We start from the raw sequence: 18964 nt of genomic DNA, 5'->3' as shown, positions 1-18964 counted from the left end.
GATGGCGGTCTATACCGATGTTGCCGCCGATGATCTCGCGGACTTCCTGAAGAGCTACGATGTCGGCGAATTGCTCTCCTACAAGGGCATCGCCGAAGGCGTCGAGAATTCCAACTTCCTGATGCACACCTCCAAGGGCGCGTATATCCTCACGCTCTATGAGAAGCGCGTCGAAGCGGACGACCTGCCTTACTTCCTCGGTCTGATGGCACATCTCTGCGCGCGCGGCGTGAATTGCCCGCAGCCGCAGAAGAATCGCGACGGTGCGGTCTATGCATCGCTCGCCGGCCGGCCCGCCGCGATCATCAACTTCCTCGAAGGCATGTGGCCGCGTCGTCCCAACGCGATGCATTGCGCCGGTGTCGGCGAAGCGCTGGCGAGGATGCATGTCGCCGGGCGCGATTTCCCGCTGGTGCGCAAGAACAACCTGTCGGTCGATGGTTGGCGCGGTTTGCTCGACCTCGCAGCACCGCGCGCCGATACGGTTCAGCCCGGGCTGCGCGCTTTCCTGCAGACCGAACTCGACTATCTTGCCGCGCATTGGCCGAGCGATCTGCCTGAAGGCGTGATCCATGCGGATCTGTTTCCGGACAACGTGTTCTTTCTTGGCGACAAGCTCTCCGGCCTGATCGACTTCCCGTTCGCCTGCAATGACATGCTGGCCTATGACGTGGCGATCTGCCTGAACGCCTGGTGCTTCGAGCCGGATCTGTCGTTCAATGCCACCAAGGCGCGCGCTTTCCTCAATGCCTATGAGGCGGTGCGTCCGTTGACCAGTGCCGAGCGCGCGGCGTTTCCGCTGCTGGCACGCGGCGCGTCGATCCGTTTCTTGCTCACGCGTCTCGTGGATTTCCTCAATGTGCCGGAAGGCGCCTTCGTGAAGCCGAAGGATCCGGTCGAGTATGTCCGCAAGCTGCGCTTCCACCAGTCGGTGACGTCGATGGCCGACTACGGCGTCGAAGCGGCGAGGCAGCCCGCGTGACCACTGCGACGCCTGTGACGATCTATACCGACGGCGCCTGCTCGGGAAATCCCGGCCCCGGCGGCTGGGGCGCGATCCTTCGTTTCGGCGATGCCGAGAAGGAGCTGAAGGGCGGCGAGGCCCACACCACCAACAACCGCATGGAGCTGATGGCGGCGATTTCCGCGCTGGAAGCGTTGAAAAAGCCGTGTTCGGTGGATCTGCACACCGACAGTCAGTATCTGCGCAACGGCATCATGAGCTGGATTCACGGCTGGAAGAAAAACGGCTGGAAGACGTCGGACAAGAAGCCGGTGAAGAATGTCGACCTGTGGCAGCGCCTCGACGCCGCGCTGAAGACCCATGACGTGCGCTGGCACTGGGTCAAGGGCCATGCCGGCCATGCCGAGAACGAACGCGCCGATCAGCTGTCGCGCGACGGGCTGGCGGAGAACCGGGGCAGGTAGAAGCGGGCGGCATTTTGCGCTGACTGCACACCAAACTCTGCCGTCATGCCTGGCGAATGCCGGGTATCCACGTCTTGGCTCGCGGCGAAGACGTGGATGGCCGGGACATCTAGCGAAGGTTCGCTTCGCGCTGCCCGGCCATGACGGAGTTCGTGGTTCTCTAATCGAAGATCTCAGCTCAGAGCTGACCTAGCAGCGTGTCGCCGCCGGAGACTTCGACCTTGCCCGGTGCCGGCTCAAGGTTGAGCTTGGTCACCTTGCCGTCTTCCACCAGCATCGAATAACGATGCGAGCGGATGCCGAGGCCGTTGCCCGACGCGTCGAGCTCCATGCCGATGGCCTTGGTGAAGTCGGCATTGCCGTCGGCGAGGAACACCGCTTCGTCGCGCAGGTCGGTGTCTTTCTTCCAGGCGTTCATCACGAACACATCGTTGACGGAGATGATCGCGATGGTGTCGACGCCCTTGTCCTTGATGGCATAGGCGTTGAGGAAGATGCTCGGCAGATGCATCTTGTGGCAGGTGCCGGTATAGGCGCCGGGCACCGCGAACAGCGCCACTTTCTTGCCCTTGAAGATGTCGTCGGTGGTCTTCACGGCCGGACCTTCGGAGGTCATGACACGGAGCTTGGACTCGGGCAGCTTGTCGCCAACTTGAATGGTCATCGTCGATCTCTCCTGAAAGTAAGGGTGAGTGTGTTTAGACCGGCTGCATGACGCGGGCAATATTGAGGGGCGCTCAAAGGCAAGGCAGGGGCTTCTCATCTTCGTCATTGCGAGCGTAGCGAAGCAATCCAGAAAGCAACAAGGGAAGACTGGATTGCCGCGTCGCTTCGCTCCTCGCAATGACGAAGAGGGTCGGAGGCCAATTCTACCCGCCGAAGCCGCCGGCATCGAGAAACGCCTGTTCCTCCGCCGTGGTGCTGCGCCCCAGCACCCGGTTACGGTGGGGGAAACGGCCGAAGCGCCGGATGATGTCGGCGTGCTCGTCGGCGAATTTCAGGTTGTCGGTCTCGCCGGTGGCGCGAAACAGTGCGCAGCAGCGCTCCTGATCGGCGAGGTCTTCCGAATGCATCAGCGGCATATAGACGAACTGCTGCATCTGCTGGTCGACGCGCTGATCGACGCCGCGCGCGACGGCCCTGATCGTGAGCTCGCAAGCGAGGCGATCGCTGGAAAAGGCCCGCGCATCGTTGCGGAACATGTTGCGGGGAAACTGGTCGAGCACGAGGATCAGGGCGAGCGTACCCTCGTCACTGGCCTCCCATGACGCAAGGTTGCCTGCGACGGCCTCATCCCACAGCGCGCGAAAGCGGCGGGTGATCTCGGCATCGAAATCGTCGTTCTTGGCGTACCAGCAGTCCCAGCCGGCGTCTGTCCAGAAGGCGATGATGTCGGCGGGAGTCGTTGCAGTCATGCTGAGATCCATAGGGTGGGCCATGCGAAAGCGGGCCCACCCTATAGCAGTGTGTCAGGCCGCTGAGGCCTGCTTCTTCTCGTCGCGGAGTTCGCGGCGCAGGATCTTGCCGACATTGGTCTTCGGCAAAGCGGTGCGGAATTCGATCTGTTTCGGCACCTTGTAGTTGGTGAGCTGGGTGCCGCAGAACTTGATGATGTCCTCGGCGGTGACGTTCGGGTCCTTCTTGACGACGAAGGCCTTCACCGCCTCGGTGGTCTTCGGATCTGGCACGCCGATCACGGCGCATTCCAGCACGCCGGGATGGCTGGCGATGACGTCCTCGACCTCATTCGGATAGACGTTGAAGCCCGAGACCAGCACCATGTCCTTCTTGCGATCCACGATCTTGGTGAAACCGTCGGGGCTCATGATGCCGATATCGCCGGTGCGGAAGAAACCGTCTGCGGTCATCACCTTGGCGGTCTCGTCCGGCCGGTTCCAGTAGCCCGACATGATCTGCGGACCCTTGGCGCAAATCTCGCCGGGCTCGCCGAGCGGGACTTCGTTGCCGTCGTCGTCGCGGATCGAGATCCAGGTCGATGGCACCGGCACGCCGATGGAGCCGTTGAACTGATCGACATCGGCCGGGTTGCAGGTCAGCGTCGGCGAGGTTTCCGACAGGCCGTAGCCTTCGGCCACGAAGCAGCCGGTCGTCTTCAGCCATCGTTCGGCCACGGCCTTCTGCACCGCCATGCCGCCGCCGTTGGAAATCTTCAGCTTTGAGAAATCCACCTGGTCGAAACCGGGCGTATTCAGCAATCCGTTATAGAGCGTGTTGACGGCCGGGAAGCTGTTGACCTGATACTTCATCAGCTCCTTCACGAAGCCCGGCATATCGCGCGGGTTCGGGATCAGGAGGTTGACGCCGCCGGCGCGCACGGCCAGCAGGAAGCAGGCCGTCAGCGCGAAGATATGATACAGCGGCAGCGCGCAGACGATGAAGAGCTGGTCCACATGCGGCGGCTTGCGCAGTGCCGGCTGCAGCCAGGCATCGTTCTGCAGCACATTGGCCAGGATGTTGCGATGGCGCAGCGTGGCGCCCTTGGAAACGCCGGTGGTGCCGCCGGTATATTGCAGGAAAGCGACGTCGTCGGGCCCGAGCACCGGCTTCTTCATCTTCATGCTGCGCCCGGCGGAGACTGCATCGTTGAACCAGACGGCGCCCGGCAATTCATAAGCCGGCACCATTTTCTTTACCCGCCGGACCACGAGATTGACGATCACGCCCTTGAAGCCGAGCATGTCGCCCATGCTGCCAAGGATGACGTGCTTCACATTGGTCTTGGCGATCACCTGCTGCACCGTAGAGGCGAAGTTCTCCAGCACGATGATGGCTTCGGCACCGGAATCCTTGAGCTGATGCTCGAGCTCGCGCGGCGTGTAGAGCGGGTTGACGTTGACCACGGCATAGCCGGCGCGCAGCACCGCGGAGGTGGCGATCGGATATTGCAGCACGTTCGGCATCATCAGCGCGACACGGGCGCCCTTGGCGAGGCCCTTGCTCTGCAGATAGGCGCCGAGCGCCAGGGACATTTCGTCGAGCTCACGATAGGTGATCGACTTATCCATGCAGATGAAGGCTTTGCGATCGCGGAATTTGGCAAAGCTCTCTTCGAGCAGATCGACCAGCGACGGATACAGGCTGACGTCGATGTCGGCTGGCACGCCTGCCGGATATTGTTTGAGCCAGATACGCTCCATGACACTTCCCCCTCGATTTGATTATTTCGTCGAAGTATTGAGCAAAGCTGCCCTTGATAGCAAGGCGCGGCGCAACATGACGCAGCCGGAAACCGGCCGCGTTAACGATGATAGTTGAGCCTTGTCGACGAAGGTCTAAGTGCGCGGAGCTGCCGCAGCCGGCTTGGCTTCGCCGGTGGTAGCTTTCGGTGCGGGTTTGGCCGCTGCCTTCGGCTTGGCCGGCGTTGTGGCCGGAGCGGCGGTGGCCGCCGTGGCAGGCTTGGCAGCCGCGGGCTTGGCGGCGGCTGGCTTAGCTGCAGCGGCCGGTTTCGGCGCGGCTGCATCCGGTTTCACCGCTGCCTGTTTTGCAGCCGGTTTGGCCGCAGGTTTCGCGGCCGTTTTTGCCTCGGCCGATGCTGCGGTTTTGGCGTCCTTGCTGTCGGCTGCCGCGTCAGGCTTCTTGGCCGCGGTCTTGGTGCCCTTCTTGCCCTTGGGCTTTGGCGTCTGCCGGGCTTCTTCCACCGCATTGGCGGCGATCAGGTCGGCGCCGGTCTTCTTCGGTCCAATATAAACGATCACTGGCTCGACCGGTGCGGCGGCTGCGGCGATCATGTCGACCGGGCGCAGCGTTGGCGGCTGCAGACCGGCGGTGAAGAACGACATGGCCTGGCTGCTGGCTTCGTTGCTGGCGACGACTTCGTCATCGGCGTCGCTGGCCGGGCGCTTGCGTTTCGGTCCGCACATCTCGTCGCGCAGGTTGGGTGGCGCGGCGTCGATCGGTGCGAGGGCATCCACGGTGCCGAGCGCCGGCTGCAGCCAGGTCAGGCCGCCTGTGCCGGTGTTGAAGCCGCGCTCCAGCAGCTGCGCTGCCTTGACGGCGCGCGCCTGGCCGGACGAGGCGCCGAGCACCACCGCGATCAGCCGCTTGTTGCCACGGGTGGCGGTGGCGACAAGATTGTAGCCGGAGGCGCAGATGAAACCGGTCTTCATGCCGTCGGCGCCGGGATAGCGGCCGATCAGCTTGTTGAAGTTCGGCGTGATGCGGCGGCCGAATTTGATCGCGGGAATATGGACGAAATATTCGTATTCCGGCAGGTCGCGAATGATCGCACGCGCAAGGATCGCGAGGTCGCGCGCCGAGGTCACCTGCTCGTCCGCGGGCAGGCCGTTCGGATTGACATAGTGGGTTTGCGTCATGCCGAGCTTCTGCGCCGTGGCATTCATCATCGCGGAAAATCCGTCGACGGAGCCGCCGACGCCTTCGGCAAGCACGACGGCCATGTCGTTGGCGGACTTCACCATCATCATCTTCAGCGCGTTATCGATGGTGACCTGCGTGCCGGCCTTGAAGCCCATCTTCGATGGCGACTGTGCGGAGGCGATCGGCGACACTGTCACCACCGTGTCGAGGTTGATGCGTCCCTGCTTCACCGCCTGCAACGTGACATAGGTCGTCATCAGCTTGGTGACGGAGGCGGGATGCCACGGATAGGTCGCGTTCTCGGCCTGCAGGACCTTGCCGGTATCGGCTTCGACGAGCAGAAGCGCTTCAGCACTGGCCGTGCGCGGCGCAGTCACGCCGAGCGCAAGTGCCGCGGCGAGAATGAACCAGTTGAGTGATAGCAGGCGGCGCGATGCGAAGTGAAACTGCACTATCCGATTCCGGTCCTTTGCGGCCCGCCTGCAGTGCTCCAGCACCGCGCGCAGCAATTCTTGGATTTGAGGTTCGGGGCTCTCATGTCGGTCTGCCGTCACGCGGTGACGGCTGCAAACCTATACCGGCCGAGAGCATCAGAACAGTGGCGAGCCGGTTAAATCGGTGATGAAAGGGGCCAAATTTCGACCGGTTCTCCAAAGACATCAAAGGGGTTCGGCGACATCGGGCAGGGCCATGCTGGCGCGTGCGTCCTCCTGAACCATGAACTGGGCGGCGGCCAGACTGGCGAAATAGCCGCCCTGCATCACGAGTTCATCGAAAGTTCCCGCTTCGATCACGCGGCCGTTCTCAAATACGAGGATGCGCGTGGCGTTGCGGATGGTGGACAGCCTGTGCGCGATCACGAAGGTGGTGCGGCCCTTCATCACTTCATCGAGAGCGACGTTGAGCTTGGCCTCGGTCACGGCATCGAGCGCGCTGGTGGCCTCGTCGAGGATCAGGATCGGCGGATCCTTCAGCAGTGCACGCGCGATCGACAGCCGCTGCCGCTCGCCGCCGGATAGCATGCGACCACGCTCGCCGGCATTGGTGTTGAAACCGTTATCGCTGCGTTCGATGAAATCGAGCGCCTGGGCGCGGGCAGCGGCAATGCGCAACTCTTCGTCCGTCGCATCCGGCTTGCCGACGCGCAGGTTGTCGGCGATGGAGCGATTGAACAGCAGCGCCTCCTGGAACACGACGCCGATGTTTCGGCGCAGGCCCGACAGGGTGAGTGCACGGACATCCATACCGTCGATCGAGATGATGCCGGATTGCGGGTCGAAAGCCCGGTGCAGCAGTGCGATAGCGGTGGATTTGCCGGCGCCGGTGGCGCCGACCAGCGCGATGGTCTCGCCGGGCAGCGCCGTGAAGGACAGATCCGCGATGGCCGGCCGCTTGCCGTCATAGGAGAACGACACGTCGTTGAATTCGACCATGCCCTGCAGCCGGCCGGGATCCATGGCGTCGATGCGGTCGCGCACCGCGGGTACTGCATCGAGGACGTTCATGAAATCGCGCAGCCGCGGTGCTTCCATGAAGATGGTGTTGATGAAAGAAACCACCTGTTCGAGCTTCTGGATCAGCATCGTCGCAAAACTGACGAACATCACGATTTCGCCGACGGTGGTGAGACCTTGCTGATGCAGCGCGATGCCGACGGTGAAGATCGCGAGCACGGTGATGGTGGTGGAGGCGCGCGTCATCACCGAGACCAGTGCCCACCACGACAGCACCGGCATTTGCTTTTCGAGCAACTGGCTGGAGACGCCGCGCAGGCCCTGCACCTCGGCATCGATGCGCGTGAAGCTCTGCACCAGCGCGACATTACCCAGCGCATCGGAAGCACGCGCGGAAAGGTCGCCGTAATGCTCCTCGACGTCGCTCTGCATGCCCGATGTCTTGCGCACGACCATTGTGGTCAGCACCGTGAACACGACGCACAGGATCACGAGCAGGATCGCCAGCCGCCAGTTCAGATAGATCGACAGTGGCAGCAGCACGAACAGCGAGACGATGGAGGCGAAATGCTCGCGGAAGAAGCCGAGCCAGACACGCCAGAGGGCATCGGTGCCGGCCAGCATCACTTTCATCAGGCGTCCTGAATGCGTGCCGGTGTGGAAGGTCAGCGGCAGTTGCATGATGTGTTCGAAATAATCGGTTAGCACCGCCTGGCGCTGGCGATGCGCGAGGCGATCCGCATGAAGCGCCACCACCGCGCCGCAGACGATGGTGAACAGGCCGAACGCAACCCAGGCCGCCAGCAGCGGCCAGGGCGATGCGCTGTCCGTCTGCATCGCGGCTGTCGAGAGATTGCCGGAGAGCACATCGATGATCCGGCCGAACAGCACCGGTTCGGCGAATTGCGCGCCGGCGAGCAGCAGGTTGGCGCCCGCAAGGATCCAGCCAAGGCGCTTCTCCTTGCCGAGCAGCTCCAGCACACGGGTGTAAAGACGGATCATGGGAGGTCACTCAGCGCAGCGCGAACGGGATAACCGATTGCGCATAGTCTAAGCGGGGATGGCAGCCGAATACAGCTTCGGGAAAAGTTGTTCAGTTGAACTTCTTCAGTTCATCTTGCGGCCGACCGAGCCCGGCAGGAAGCTGTCATCGAAGATGTCCGCGGCTGAGGGGCGCTTCTTGAAGGTAAAATCTTCGGCGATCTCGTTGAGCGACGCCTCAAAGCGTGCGGCGTCGATGCCGCCCAGTCCGTCGCGGCGGACGTCGTCGGTCAGGATATTGTCGGTAATGGCAATGTGGAGCCGCGTCAGTTCGAGCTCGCGCGAACCATTCTCCATCTGGGTCACGACGTCGGTGATCGCCTTGGCCGGGTCCTGGATCGCCAACTGCGTCCCGGCGGTGACGGCACGAATGAAGGCTTTCACGGCCTCGGGTCTGGCGGCAGCGAATTTCGGATTGACGATCAGCGCGAGGCCATAGGCGGCGGAGCCGAACTCGGCGAAACGAAACACCGCCAAGTCATCCGCGGGGACGCCGCGGTCGCGCAGGTTGACCGCCGAGAGATAGGAGAAGCCGGTGACCGCATCGACCTGACCGGCCGAGAGCATCGGTTCGCGCACCGCGGCGCTGATCCTCTCCAGCTTCACGGCTGCAAGCTTGATGTTGTTGCGCTTGGCCAGTGCCGGCCATAGCCGGATCGCGAGATCGCGATCAGCGACCCCAAGCACTTTTCCTTCAAGGCTACCGAGCGAGATCACGCCGCGGCTCTTGCGGGCGACGATGGCGTAGGGGGCTACATTGAGCAGCACGAAGACGGCTTTCACTGTCGCGGCATCGGAATCGCCGCGATAGCGGATCAACGCATTGAGATCGGCCAGCGCCATGTCGCAGGCGCCGGAAGCGATCCGCGCGATGGCCTCCTTCGATCCTGCGGCGACGGTGGTGGTTACATTCAGGTTCTCGGCCCGGTACAGGCCGCGGGCATCGGCCAGCACGAAAGGTGCGGCAATCGCATCGACTGCGCGATCGAGCGCAAACTGGATATTGGTCGGTGTTTTGTCGTCAGCTGCCTTGTTGTCGTCGGCGGCCTGTCCCGATGATGCGCAAAAAGCGACGGAGCCCAGCGCACTCAGCGAGAGGAGGACATGCCGCCGGGAAATGTTGGTCGCGTTTCTGGGCATCAAGATACTTAACGACTGACGGACCGGCAGTTACCCCGCCGGGCATGTCTGATTGATGGCGGTATGGTGCGACATCTTGCGCGTCGTTTCTAACCGTAAAAGGCTGAACGGGAGATGACTGCCCCGATTTGGACACCGATCGTTCAGCTGCCGTTGGGGTTGGGGAACTCATAGTGGCCGAAGTGGTTGGCTATACAGAGGCCCACAGGGCCAGACGACCACGGAGGACATTGAGATGTTCGTACGAAATGGATTGTTTAATAAGACTGGCCGCGCCGCCATCGTGGCGAGTGTTGCGGCCATGACCATCTCGGCAATCGCGCCGACCGGAGCAATCGCGGCGCCTGTCGCCAAGAGCACGAGCCAGGCTGTTACAACTCACGGCACGAGCGATGCGACCGATTTCAGCAGCGCCCGTCGTCGCCATTATCGCGGTGGCGGCAATGCCGCTGGCCTTGCGGCCTTTGGCGCCATCGTCGGCACCATTGGCGCAATCGCTGCCACGCAGAGCCGTCGCGACTATTACTACGATAATGGCCCGGGCTACGGCTACTACGGCGGTGGCCCAGCCTATTATGATGGCGGTCCTGCCTATTACGGTGGCGTACCGTATCGCGGCTACGGCGGTGGTCATGGTTATGATAATTCGCGTCGTATGACCTGGTAGTTCGCGATCGGTCACAACTTATTCCGTCATGCAACTGTCACTTAACTATCAAACGCCGGTCGCGCTTGCGGCCGGCGTTTTGACGTCGTTGCAGACACTTGAATGGCAGCCGTTAACGCGCTGGCCACGGCTTTGGGATAGTGTAGTTGCATGAGTGATTCGCTCGACCGGCTTTATCAGGCGGTGATCGCGGCCAAGGATCTCGATCCCTCGGTCTCGCGAACGGCCCGGCTTTATCAGCAGGGGCCGGAAAAGATGGCGAAGAAGCTGGCCGAGGAGGCCATCGAGGTCGTCATCGATGCGATCAACCGCAAACCGGACGCCGTGATCCGTGAAAGCGCCGATCTTCTCTACAATTTGACAGTATTGTGGGCGGCCGCGGGCGTGCGTCCTGAGCAGGTCTGGGCCGAGATGAGCCGGCGTGAAGACATGCTCGGTATTGCCGAAAAGCTCCCGAAACCGCCGAAACGGCCCAAATCCATCGAGCAAAGCGCTGCGCGGCGGCCAATTGTCGCGCTCGAAGGTCGTCGCCTTCGCAAGTTGAGTTAAGCTTTTCGTCTCGCGCGTGTCAGCCCAGCCATAGACAAATCGGCTTCAGGATGGTTCATCGCGAACCATGCTCAGACGAATGTATGACTGGTGTATCGACGCCGCCCACAAGCCCTATGCCCTCTGGATTTTGGGCATCGTGTCCTTCGCGGAAAGTTCGTTCTTTCCGGTGCCGCCGGATGTGATGCTGATTCCGATGGCGCTGGCCCGGCCACAGAAGGCCTGGCTCTATGCGGGCATTTGCACCATTACCTCAGTGCTTGGCGGTGTGGTGGGATATCTCATCGGCGCGGTGCTGTATGACTCCGTCGGCCAATGGGTCATTCATTTCTATGGCTATGGCGACAAGGTCGAGGCATTCCGCGCCGGCTATGCCGAATATGGCGCATGGATCATCCTGCTGAAGGGGCTGACGCCGATCCCCTACAAGCTTGTCACCATCACGTCAGGCTTCGCCAACTATAATATCTGGATGTTCATCGCGCTGTCGGTGGTTGCCCGCGGCGTGCGCTTCTATGTCGTCGCCATCCTGCTCAACCGCTACGGCGTCTGGATTCGCGAGACCATCGAGAAGCGTCTGGGTCTGTGGGTTGCGCTGGGCGTCGGCGTTCTGGTGCTCGGGTTCATCATCGCATTCCGGATGTTCTAGATCTGGATGCTTCCCCCGGCGCAGGTGCCGGGATACGTTCCGCATCATGTTCGATTTGACCCGTCTCTTGGCTCCGGTAACCCGCAACTGCGTCGTCGCTGCGATCGCGGTGCTGACCGTGGTCGCAGCTACGATGTGCGCCTGGTCGCAGGCGATGCAGCAGCAGCCAGCGCCGCAGAAGTCGATCACGATTCAGGTTGTCCCGGCTCCCTCGGCCGCACCCCCGCCTGCCGCGGCTTTCGCGCCGGCGCCAATGGCTGAACAGGCGCCGCCGCCGTCACCGCCCCCGGCGCCCGAGAATCCCGGCCTGTTCAACGAGATCGGCAAGCTGTTCAAGAATTCCACCTCGCTGCTGCCGTCGCTGCCCACCATGCCGTCGCTCGGCACCGACAGCCTGACCAAGCTGAACACGGTGGTGAAGGGAAGGGTAGTCTGTCCGGTCGCTGCCAATGGCGCACCCGACTGCAAGGCGGCCTCAGACAAGCTCTGTCAGAGCAAGGGCTTCAAGGACGGCAAGAGCCTCGACACCGATGCAGCGCAAAGCTGCTCGCCCAGGGCCATGATCCCCGGCCGTGCGCCGGAGCCGGGCGATTGCAAGACGGAAAATTACGTCACCCAGGCGCTCTGCCAGTAGGTCTATGTCGGCAACAGACCCGCTGCGCGATAGCTCTCGATGAGCGTGTCATAGAGCGAGACATCCGCGCGGCTTCTTGCCATCAGCTGGGCGCCGGTGATGGCGGCGAAGATGGCGCGCGCACGAGGTTCGCTCTTCTCAGGGCTCAGCGCGGTTACAGCGACGAGAACCTTGCTCAGCCATGTCACATTGATATCGGTGAAGGTCCGGATCTCTTTCTTCACCGGCTCCGGCAGGTCGTCATATTCGGCGGCCATGAAGCTGCACAGGCACATGCGGTTGCCGCTCTCCAGCGCCTTGCGGAACGTGCCGGGATATTGGCGCAGGCAGGCGGCCGGATCCTTGGACTCGGCCAGCAGTGCCTCCAGATAGGCGGCCGAGTCCTCCCAATAGCGCCTGGCAACCGCGGCGCCTAGATCGGCCTTGCTCGGGAAGTGGTGGTAGATGCTCGCGGCCTTGATGCCCACATCTGCCGCAAGATCACGGAAATTCAGGCCGCTATAGCCATGGGCCTGCGCGGTCAGTTTCGCGGCCGCCAGGATGGCTTCTCTGGAATTCGAACTCATATCCCGGTCTCACAACCCCGTGTTTGCGGCCTACCAAGTGATAGATAGGCGTTGACGCCTGTAAATCAAAGCCGTAAATCACCCTACCAACTGATAGGTAGGATAGGCTAATGAATACTCAGATCTCCAATGGCGACGCAACAAAGCTGCCGATGATGACGATTCACGATTGGAGCACAGGGCCTTACCCGGCGCGCGTCCGGATTGCTGTGGCCGAGAAGAATCTTCGATCGCGCATCAATTTCGTGTCGGTCGATCTCACCAAAGGCGAGCACAAGAAGCCCGAATTCCTCGCCAAGAACTATTCAGGCACGTTGCCGGTGCTCGAACTCGACGACGGCACTTTCATTGCCGAATGCACGGCCATTACCGAGTATCTCGACGGACTTGACGGCTCCCCCACGCTCACCGGCGGCACGCCGCGGGAGAAGGGCTTGATCCACATGATGAGCAAGCGTGCCGAGCTGGAGCTGCTCGACGCCATTAGTGTCTATTTCCATCACGCGACACCAGGGCTCGGACCCCATGTCGAGATTTATCAGAATGCCGAGTGGGGATTTCGCCAGCGCGACAAGGCGCTCAGGGGCATGGCGTACTTTGACGGGGTGCTGAAAAAGCAGCCGTTCATTGCCGGCGAGTTTTTCTCAATGGCCGATATCACGGTAATTGGCGGCTTGATCTTCGCCGGCCTCGTGAAGCTGGAGGTGCCTGCGGAGTTCGCGGCACTTCAAGCCTGGTACGCAAGGATGAACGAGCGCCCCAGCGTCAAGAACCGTGTGACGATGTCAGAACCCGCTTGATGGGGCGCTTGCCGACAATCGATCAGTCATCCTGATAATGGGGCGCCACCTGGATAATGTGGTGCCCCATTATTCCGCGTACCGGACGAACGCCGCTCGGGGTCCGGCTTTTTTCTCCCGCAGCGCAATTGCCATCCGCCCCACGCTTCTGGCATCGTCCGCCCGCACCCGGATCGACCGGGAGCAGGCGCGCAGGATCGCGCACAAATCAAGAAAAGAAGTCGAGGAATTTCCCATGTCGATGCCGGCTTTGTTCAAGAACCGCCTGTCGCTGCCCGTGATCGGTTCGCCGTTGTTCATCATTTCGGTGCCGGATCTCGTCATCGCGCAGTGCAAGGCCGGTATCGTCGGCGCGTTTCCCGCGCTGAATGCACGTCCGGCGGCGCTGCTCGATGAATGGCTGCACCGGATCAAGGAAGAACTCGCCGCGCATGACAAGGCGCATCCGGATCGGCTCTCCGCACCCTTCGCGGTCAACCAGATCGTGCACAAGTCCAACAACCGGCTCGAGCAGGACATGGCACTTTGCGAAAAGCATAAGGTGCCGATGATGATCACCTCGCTTGGCGCGCGTGAAGAACTCAATCAGGCGGCCCATGCCTGGGGCGGCATCGTGTTTCATGACGTCATCAATCAGCGTTTCGCGCACAAGGCGATCGAGAAGGGTGCTGACGGCCTGATCCTCGTTGCGGCAGGCGCCGGCGGTCATGCCGGCGAGATTTCGCCGCTCGCGTTCGTCGCCGAGACCCGACAGTGGTTCGACGGTCCGATCGCACTGTCGGGCGCCATCGCCAACGGTCGCGCCATTCGCGCCGCGCGTATCCTCGGTGCCGACTTCGCCTATATCGGTTCGGCCTTCATCGCCACCACCGAAGCCAATGCGGTGCCGGGCTACAAGGATATGATCGCGGCTTCCGGCTCCGAAGACATCGTCTATTCGAATCTCTTCACCGGCGTTCATGGCAACTACCTGAAGCCGTCCATCGTTGCCGCCGGCATGGATCCGGATAATCTGCCGGAGTCCGATCCGACCAAGATGAATTTTGGCACCGACGCCAGTGGCGAGCGTGCCAAGCCAAAGGCCTGGAAGGAGATCTGGGGCAGCGGCCAGGGCATCGGCAGCGTGTCGAAGGTCGTGCCGGTGGCCGAGCTCGTTGCGCGCTTCAAGAAGGAATATGACGAAGCGATCGATCCGCCGCTCTGATCCTGCATTGAGAAGGCCGATCTGATGGACGCCATCTATCGCGTCGACGACAATCATGTCGTCACCAGCCCGCATGCTGCGGGTCCGTGGAATGAGACGATGCAGCACGGCTCGGCGCCATCGGCGCTGGTAACATGGCTTGCCGAGCAGATGCCGACCGCAAGTCCGATGCATGTGACGCGTGTCACCATCGACTTGTTGCGGCCGGTGCCGGTAGCGCCGCTCACTTTCGAGACGGAAGTGCTGCGCGAGGGTCGCAAGATTCAGCTCGTTGGCGTCAGACTGATGGCGAACGGTACAGTCGTGGTGCGTGCGACGGTGCTGAAGATCAGGGCGGAGGCGCAGGCGCTTCCGTCGGAGATCGCCGATCCGCCGGTCACGGTGCCGCCGCCGGATCAGGGTGGATTGCTGGAGCCACGTTACGCCAGCAGTCCCTTCGTCACCGGCATGACCATTCGCGCTGTGCGCGGCGGCTTCCTGTCGCTCGGGCCGGGCGCGATCTGGTACCGGGCCAACCGGCCGATCGTCGAAGGCGCCGGCCTCTCGCAGGTGATGCGTGCCGTCATCGCGGCCGACTTCAGCAACGGCTCGTCACCGGTGTTGAGTTTCGATGACTGGACCTTCCTGAATGCCGACCTCACCGTGAGCCTGTCGCGTCCGCCGGTGGGCGACTGGATCCTGCTGGACGGGGAGAGCTGGATCGGGCCGGATGGCGCCGGTCTTGCTGCGTCGAAGCTCGCCGATATCAATGGTTATTTTGGCCGGGCAGTGCAGAGCCTGGTCATTGAGAAACGTTGACGACCGCGCTTTTTAGAATTTTTGTCCTGGACAGGGAACCGATTGATATTGCCCCGGTTATCGCGCGTCAGGGGGCAGTATGAGTTCGACGCACGTGCAGGACGACAAAGCCAGGACCGGCATCTGGGGATTGGATAATATCCTCTCCGGCGGATTCTCCCGAGGTCACATTTTTCTTGTCGAAGGCGCGCCGGGGACAGGCAAGACCACGGTCGCGTTGCAGTTCTTGCTGGAGGGCGCGCGGATCGGAGAGAAGGGTCTCTACATCACGCTATCCGAGACGGATAGTGAGTTGCGCGATGGCGCAGCGTCCCATGGCTGGACCCTCGACAAGAGCATTGAAGTTTTCGAGCTCCTGCCGCCGGAAAGTCTGCTTGACGAGGATCAGCAACAGAGCCTGCTTTATTCGTCCGACCTCGAACTCGGCGAAACCACCAAGCAGATATTCGAGGCCGTGGAACGCACCCAGCCGAGCAGGGTCGTCTTGGACAGCCTGTCGGAAATCCGGCTGCTGGCGCAGAGCTCGTTGCGTTATCGCCGCCAGATACTGGCCATCAAGCATTACTTCGCAAAATTCGGCACGACAGTGATGTTGCTCGACGACCTCACGGCGGAAGTGGCCGACAAGACGGTGCACAGCGTCGCGCATGGCGTGCTGCGGCTCGAAGAACTGGCGCCGTCCTATGGCGCGGAGCGTCGGCGTGCGCGGGTGATCAAGTATCGCGGCGTCAAGTTTCGCGGCGGCTACCACGATGCCACCATCACCACGGGCGGCCTTAACGTTTTTCCTCGGCTGGTCGCATCCGAATTCCGCAACAGCATGGATCGCAAGACCAAGTCGAGCGGCATTGCGCAACTCGACCAATTGCTGGGCGGCGGCATCGAAACAGGCTCGAGCACATTGATCCTGGGGCCGGCGGGCACGGGCAAATCGCTGACCGCGATCGTCAATGTGGTCGCAGCGGTGAAGCGCGGCGAGAAGGCTGCAATGTTTATCTTCGACGAGGAGCTTGGACTGCTATTCGATCGCATGAAGGGGATCGGAATCGATCTCGCCGCCATGCAGGAAAGCGGGCATCTGTTTGTCGAACAGGTCGATGCCGCCGAATTGTCGCCGGGTGAATTTGCGCATCGCGTCCGTCGTCAGATCGACGAGCACAACATCAAGACCGTCGTGATCGACAGTCTGAATGGCTATCAGGCCTCGATGCCGGAAGAGAATTCGCTGATCCTGCACATGCATGAGCTGCTGCAATATCTAAATCGCAGGGGCGCAGCGACCTTCATGACGGTGGCGCAGCACGGCCTCGTCGGCGATATGAAGGCGCCGGTGGACGTCACCTATCTCGCCGATACCGTGATCCTGCTCCGTTACTTCGAAGCAAGCGGCAGCGTTCGCCGTGCGATGTCCGTGATCAAGAAGCGAACCGGTGCACATGAGTCGACCATTCGCGAGTACCGGATCGACGGGCGAGGCCTCACGATCGGCGCGCCGCTGAGCGAATTCCAGGGCGTGTTGCGTGGCGTACCCATTTACAACGGTCAAAATTCTCTGCTTGAGGGATCCTCGGCGTGAAACCGGGGCGTTCCTCCGAGCGCGCTGTCATCCTTGCTCCCACAGGGCGCGATTCTGCAGTGGCTGCGGCATTAATCCGCGAGGCCGGTTTTTACGCGCAACCCTGTGCGGATTTTCCGACGCTGCTCGACGAGATCAAGGGCGGCGCCGGCGTGGCTGTCATTGCTGACGAGGCGATCAAGACCGTTGATCTGCGCGGCCTCGGCAGCTGGCTGCATGATCAGCCGTCGTGGTCCGATTTCCCGATCATCCTGCTGACACGTCAGGGCGGCGGACCGGAGCGCAACCCGGATGCCGCGCGGCTCGGACAGTTGCTCGGCAATGTGACGTTCATCGAGCGCCCGTTTCACCCGACCACATTGATTTCGATCGTCGGTTCGGCCGTCCGCGCGCGCCGGCGTCAATATCAGACGCGTGCCATTCTCGAAGATCTCGGCGACAGTCAGGGGCTGCTGCAGACGGCGCTCGATGCGGGACGGCTCGGCACGCTCGAACTGCATCTGCCCGAGCTTCGGCTTGAGGTCTCGGACACGACCAAGGCATGCTTCGGCCGCCGGCCGGATCAATCATTCACGTTTAGCGAGTTGCAGGCCGCGGTTCATCCCGATGATCGCGAGCAACGCCAGCAGGCGCTCGATGCGACGCTGATGGCCGGCGCGGATTACAATGTCGAATACCGCAATATCTGGCCGGACGGCTCGGTGCATTGGGTCGAGACGCGTGCGCGCATGGTTCGTGGGTCTGACGGCAAGCCGAAAACGCTGGTCGGCGTCTCCGTCGATATCACGGCGCGAAAGTCTGCCGATATCGATCGCGACAACTTGCTGGAGCAGTTGACGGCGGAGCGGTCTGCGCTTGCCGAGCTTACGGCGACGCTCGAACAGCGCGTCGAGGAACGCAGCAACGACCTGATGAAGGAAGTTGCGGCGCGCGAGAAGGCGCAGGACCAACTGCGCCAGGCGCAGAAGATGGAGACCATCGGCCAGCTCACCGGCGGCGTCGCGCATGACTTCAACAATCTGCTGATGGCGGTGATGGGCAATCTCGATCTGCTGCGCAAGCGCATGCCGGATGATCCGCGCCTGAAACGACTGGTCGATGGTGCCATGCAGGGCGCCGAACGCGGCGCCTCACTGACGCAGCGGCTGCTGGCCTTTGCACGGCAGCAGGATCTGAAAGCCGTGGCTGTCGATCTCGGCGCGCTGGTCCGCGGCATGAGCGATCTGCTCGAGCGCTCGCTCGGGCCGCGCGTGGCGCTGCGTCTCGATATTCCCGACAATCTGCCGCGGGCACAGATCGATCCCAATCAGCTCGAACTCGCCATCCTCAATCTCGCGATCAATGCGCGCGACGCCATGCAGGACGGCGGCTCCATCGATATCAAGGTGAAGAAGCATAAGGTCGGCAAGGGCGACCCGATTCTGAAGCCCGGCGACTATCTCAAGGTGTCGATCATCGACAATGGCGCCGGCATGTCGCCGGAGACGTTGAAGAAGGCGATCGAACCGTTCTTCTCGACCAAGCCGCTCGGCAAGGGGACTGGTCTCGGTCTGTCCATGGTGCACGGTCTGGCTGTACAGCTCGGCGGCACGCTCGATCTCTCGAGCGTCGTCGGCAAGGGAACGACGGCGACCCTCGTGCTGCCGGTCACTGACAGGAAGCCGGAGGCCGCCGATACGGCCCATGTCATGCGTCATGCCGCGCGCTCTGCCGTGATCCTGTTTGTCGATGACGATCCCCTCATCGCGATGTCGACGACGGAGATGCTGGAGGATCTCGGCCATCGCGTGATCCCCGCGACTTCGGGGCGGCATGCGCTGGAGATTCTGAAAAGCGACGAGCCGCTCGATCTGATGATGACCGATCACATGATGCCCGGCATGACGGGCATCGAGCTTGCGGCTTATTCCCGCGAAATGCGGCCGTCGCTGCCGGTCCTGCTCGCTACCGGCTATGCGGATTTGCCCGAAGGCGCTCAGCTCGATCTGCCGCGGCTTGCCAAGCCGTACCATCAGGATCAGCTCCGGGACCGGCTAGATCAGCTGCTGGGCTGAGCCCACTCCGGCCGGGGTGGTATCAATCTGCCAGCGGCGCAGCAAAATTAACCATTCATTAAATCC

The 18964-nt window shown here is 62.0% G+C and carries 18 protein-coding genes; 11 read left to right on the top strand and 7 right to left on the bottom strand.

Translation table 11 applies throughout. From position 1 onward, the window contains the following. Nucleotide 1 precedes the first annotated feature (1 nt). Together AB7828_RS18355 and rnhA are read left to right on the top strand one after the other, a co-directional pair. Nucleotides 2–982, top strand: a complete 981-nt coding sequence (locus AB7828_RS18355; protein ID WP_120287322.1) for a homoserine kinase — start codon at nucleotides 2–4, stop codon at nucleotides 980–982. Then, on the top strand, nucleotides 979–1428 hold the full coding sequence (gene rnhA / locus AB7828_RS18350; RefSeq protein ID WP_089267674.1) for a ribonuclease HI: 450 nt from the start codon (nucleotides 979–981) through the stop codon (nucleotides 1426–1428). Before AB7828_RS18355 ends, rnhA begins: the two co-directional genes overlap by 4 nt. A 178-nt stretch (nucleotides 1429–1606) precedes the next feature. On the opposite strand, the gene AB7828_RS18345 is transcribed toward rnhA, so the two are convergent. The 6 genes from AB7828_RS18345 to AB7828_RS18320 all read right to left on the bottom strand — a co-directional run bounded on the left by AB7828_RS18345 (nucleotide 1607) and on the right by AB7828_RS18320 (nucleotide 9401). Then, on the bottom strand, nucleotides 1607–2092 hold the full coding sequence (locus AB7828_RS18345) for a peroxiredoxin (protein ID WP_089267673.1): 486 nt from the start codon (nucleotides 2090–2092) through the stop codon (nucleotides 1607–1609). A 205-nt stretch (nucleotides 2093–2297) separates the two neighbouring features. Further along, on the bottom strand, nucleotides 2298–2843 hold the full coding sequence (locus AB7828_RS18340; protein ID WP_441230820.1) for a DUF924 family protein: 546 nt from the start codon (nucleotides 2841–2843) through the stop codon (nucleotides 2298–2300). Nucleotides 2844–2897: 54 nt separating this feature from the next. Next, the gene (locus AB7828_RS18335) at nucleotides 2898–4586 is read right to left on the bottom strand and encodes a long-chain fatty acid--CoA ligase (RefSeq protein ID WP_089267671.1); all 1689 of its coding nucleotides are present in this window, start codon (nucleotides 4584–4586) and stop codon (nucleotides 2898–2900) included. A gap of 135 nt (nucleotides 4587–4721) precedes the next feature. Continuing rightward, nucleotides 4722–6218, bottom strand: a complete 1497-nt coding sequence (locus AB7828_RS18330) for a D-alanyl-D-alanine carboxypeptidase family protein (RefSeq protein ID WP_093757447.1) — start codon at nucleotides 6216–6218, stop codon at nucleotides 4722–4724. A gap of 207 nt (nucleotides 6219–6425) precedes the next feature. Then, nucleotides 6426–8222, bottom strand: a complete 1797-nt coding sequence (locus AB7828_RS18325) for a glucan ABC transporter ATP-binding protein/ permease (protein WP_093757446.1) — start codon at nucleotides 8220–8222, stop codon at nucleotides 6426–6428. 105 nt (nucleotides 8223–8327) lie between these two features. Further along, on the bottom strand, nucleotides 8328–9401 hold the full coding sequence (locus AB7828_RS18320) for an ABC transporter substrate-binding protein (RefSeq protein WP_441230819.1): 1074 nt from the start codon (nucleotides 9399–9401) through the stop codon (nucleotides 8328–8330). Nucleotides 9402–9636: 235 nt separating this feature from the next. On the opposite strand from AB7828_RS18320, the gene AB7828_RS18315 reads away from it, so the two are divergent. From AB7828_RS18315 to AB7828_RS18300, 4 genes are all read left to right on the top strand, one after another. Further along, on the top strand, nucleotides 9637–10068 hold the full coding sequence (locus AB7828_RS18315; protein ID WP_441230818.1) for a hypothetical protein: 432 nt from the start codon (nucleotides 9637–9639) through the stop codon (nucleotides 10066–10068). A 150-nt stretch (nucleotides 10069–10218) separates the two neighbouring features. Continuing rightward, nucleotides 10219–10617, top strand: coding sequence for a phosphoribosyl-ATP diphosphatase (hisE, locus tag AB7828_RS18310; protein WP_089267666.1), 399 nt, complete (start codon nucleotides 10219–10221; stop codon nucleotides 10615–10617). Between the two features lie 67 nt (nucleotides 10618–10684). Further along, nucleotides 10685–11266: a YqaA family protein gene (locus AB7828_RS18305; protein WP_320445697.1), complete on the top strand. Its 582-nt coding sequence runs from the start codon at nucleotides 10685–10687 to the stop codon at nucleotides 11264–11266. Nucleotides 11267–11312: 46 nt separating this feature from the next. After that, on the top strand, nucleotides 11313–11900 hold the full coding sequence (locus AB7828_RS18300; RefSeq protein WP_441230817.1) for a hypothetical protein: 588 nt from the start codon (nucleotides 11313–11315) through the stop codon (nucleotides 11898–11900). Nucleotides 11901–11902: 2 nt separating this feature from the next. Here AB7828_RS18300 and AB7828_RS18295 read toward each other — a convergent pair whose 3' ends face one another. Further along, a complete protein-coding gene (locus tag AB7828_RS18295) occupies nucleotides 11903–12466 on the bottom strand; it encodes a TetR/AcrR family transcriptional regulator (protein ID WP_441230816.1) in 564 nt (187 codons plus the stop codon). Nucleotides 12467–12621: 155 nt separating this feature from the next. On the opposite strand from AB7828_RS18295, the gene AB7828_RS18290 reads away from it, so the two are divergent. The 5 genes from AB7828_RS18290 to AB7828_RS18270 all read left to right on the top strand — a co-directional run bounded on the left by AB7828_RS18290 (nucleotide 12622) and on the right by AB7828_RS18270 (nucleotide 18898). After that, nucleotides 12622–13266 (top strand): glutathione S-transferase, encoded by a 645-nt coding sequence (locus AB7828_RS18290; protein ID WP_441232265.1) that lies wholly within the window; start codon nucleotides 12622–12624, stop codon nucleotides 13264–13266. Nucleotides 13267–13501: 235 nt separating this feature from the next. Then, on the top strand, nucleotides 13502–14470 hold the full coding sequence (locus AB7828_RS18285; RefSeq protein ID WP_068729293.1) for an NAD(P)H-dependent flavin oxidoreductase: 969 nt from the start codon (nucleotides 13502–13504) through the stop codon (nucleotides 14468–14470). A 24-nt stretch (nucleotides 14471–14494) separates the two neighbouring features. Next, the gene (locus AB7828_RS18280; protein ID WP_441230815.1) at nucleotides 14495–15268 is read left to right on the top strand and encodes a thioesterase family protein; all 774 of its coding nucleotides are present in this window, start codon (nucleotides 14495–14497) and stop codon (nucleotides 15266–15268) included. Between the two features lie 79 nt (nucleotides 15269–15347). Continuing rightward, a complete protein-coding gene (locus AB7828_RS18275; protein WP_441230814.1) occupies nucleotides 15348–16844 on the top strand; it encodes an ATPase domain-containing protein in 1497 nt (498 codons plus the stop codon). A gap of 59 nt (nucleotides 16845–16903) precedes the next feature. Next, nucleotides 16904–18898 (top strand): ATP-binding protein, encoded by a 1995-nt coding sequence (locus AB7828_RS18270; protein ID WP_441230813.1) that lies wholly within the window; start codon nucleotides 16904–16906, stop codon nucleotides 18896–18898. Nucleotides 18899–18964 lie beyond the last annotated feature (66 nt).

The organism is Tardiphaga sp. 215_C5_N2_1, from assembly GCF_052076055.1.
GTDB lineage: Bacteria > Pseudomonadota > Alphaproteobacteria > Rhizobiales > Xanthobacteraceae > Tardiphaga > Tardiphaga robiniae.
This window is presented reverse-complemented; position numbering and strand designations above follow the sequence as displayed.

What these genes read in the sequence shown, in the direction of transcription:
- AB7828_RS18355 (WP_120287322.1), top strand. Translation starts at nt 2, where the DNA reads ATGGCGGTCTATACCGATGTTGCCGCCGATGATCTCGCGGACTTCCTG.
- AB7828_RS18345 (WP_089267673.1), bottom strand. Translation starts at nt 2,092, where the DNA reads ATGACCATTCAAGTTGGCGACAAGCTGCCCGAGTCCAAGCTCCGTGTC.
- AB7828_RS18340 (WP_441230820.1), bottom strand. Translation starts at nt 2,843, where the DNA reads ATGACTGCAACGACTCCCGCCGACATCATCGCCTTCTGGACAGACGCC.
- AB7828_RS18335 (WP_089267671.1), bottom strand. Translation starts at nt 4,586, where the DNA reads ATGGAGCGTATCTGGCTCAAACAATATCCGGCAGGCGTGCCAGCCGAC.
- AB7828_RS18325 (WP_093757446.1), bottom strand. Translation starts at nt 8,222, where the DNA reads ATGATCCGTCTTTACACCCGTGTGCTGGAGCTGCTCGGCAAGGAGAAG.
- AB7828_RS18320 (WP_441230819.1), bottom strand. Translation starts at nt 9,401, where the DNA reads ATGCCCAGAAACGCGACCAACATTTCCCGGCGGCATGTCCTCCTCTCG.
- AB7828_RS18315 (WP_441230818.1), top strand. Translation starts at nt 9,637, where the DNA reads ATGTTCGTACGAAATGGATTGTTTAATAAGACTGGCCGCGCCGCCATC.
- hisE (WP_089267666.1), top strand. Translation starts at nt 10,219, where the DNA reads ATGAGTGATTCGCTCGACCGGCTTTATCAGGCGGTGATCGCGGCCAAG.
- AB7828_RS18305 (WP_320445697.1), top strand. Translation starts at nt 10,685, where the DNA reads ATGCTCAGACGAATGTATGACTGGTGTATCGACGCCGCCCACAAGCCC.
- AB7828_RS18300 (WP_441230817.1), top strand. Translation starts at nt 11,313, where the DNA reads ATGTTCGATTTGACCCGTCTCTTGGCTCCGGTAACCCGCAACTGCGTC.
- AB7828_RS18295 (WP_441230816.1), bottom strand. Translation starts at nt 12,466, where the DNA reads ATGAGTTCGAATTCCAGAGAAGCCATCCTGGCGGCCGCGAAACTGACC.
- AB7828_RS18290 (WP_441232265.1), top strand. Translation starts at nt 12,622, where the DNA reads ATGACGATTCACGATTGGAGCACAGGGCCTTACCCGGCGCGCGTCCGG.
- AB7828_RS18285 (WP_068729293.1), top strand. Translation starts at nt 13,502, where the DNA reads ATGTCGATGCCGGCTTTGTTCAAGAACCGCCTGTCGCTGCCCGTGATC.
- AB7828_RS18280 (WP_441230815.1), top strand. Translation starts at nt 14,495, where the DNA reads ATGGACGCCATCTATCGCGTCGACGACAATCATGTCGTCACCAGCCCG.
- AB7828_RS18275 (WP_441230814.1), top strand. Translation starts at nt 15,348, where the DNA reads ATGAGTTCGACGCACGTGCAGGACGACAAAGCCAGGACCGGCATCTGG.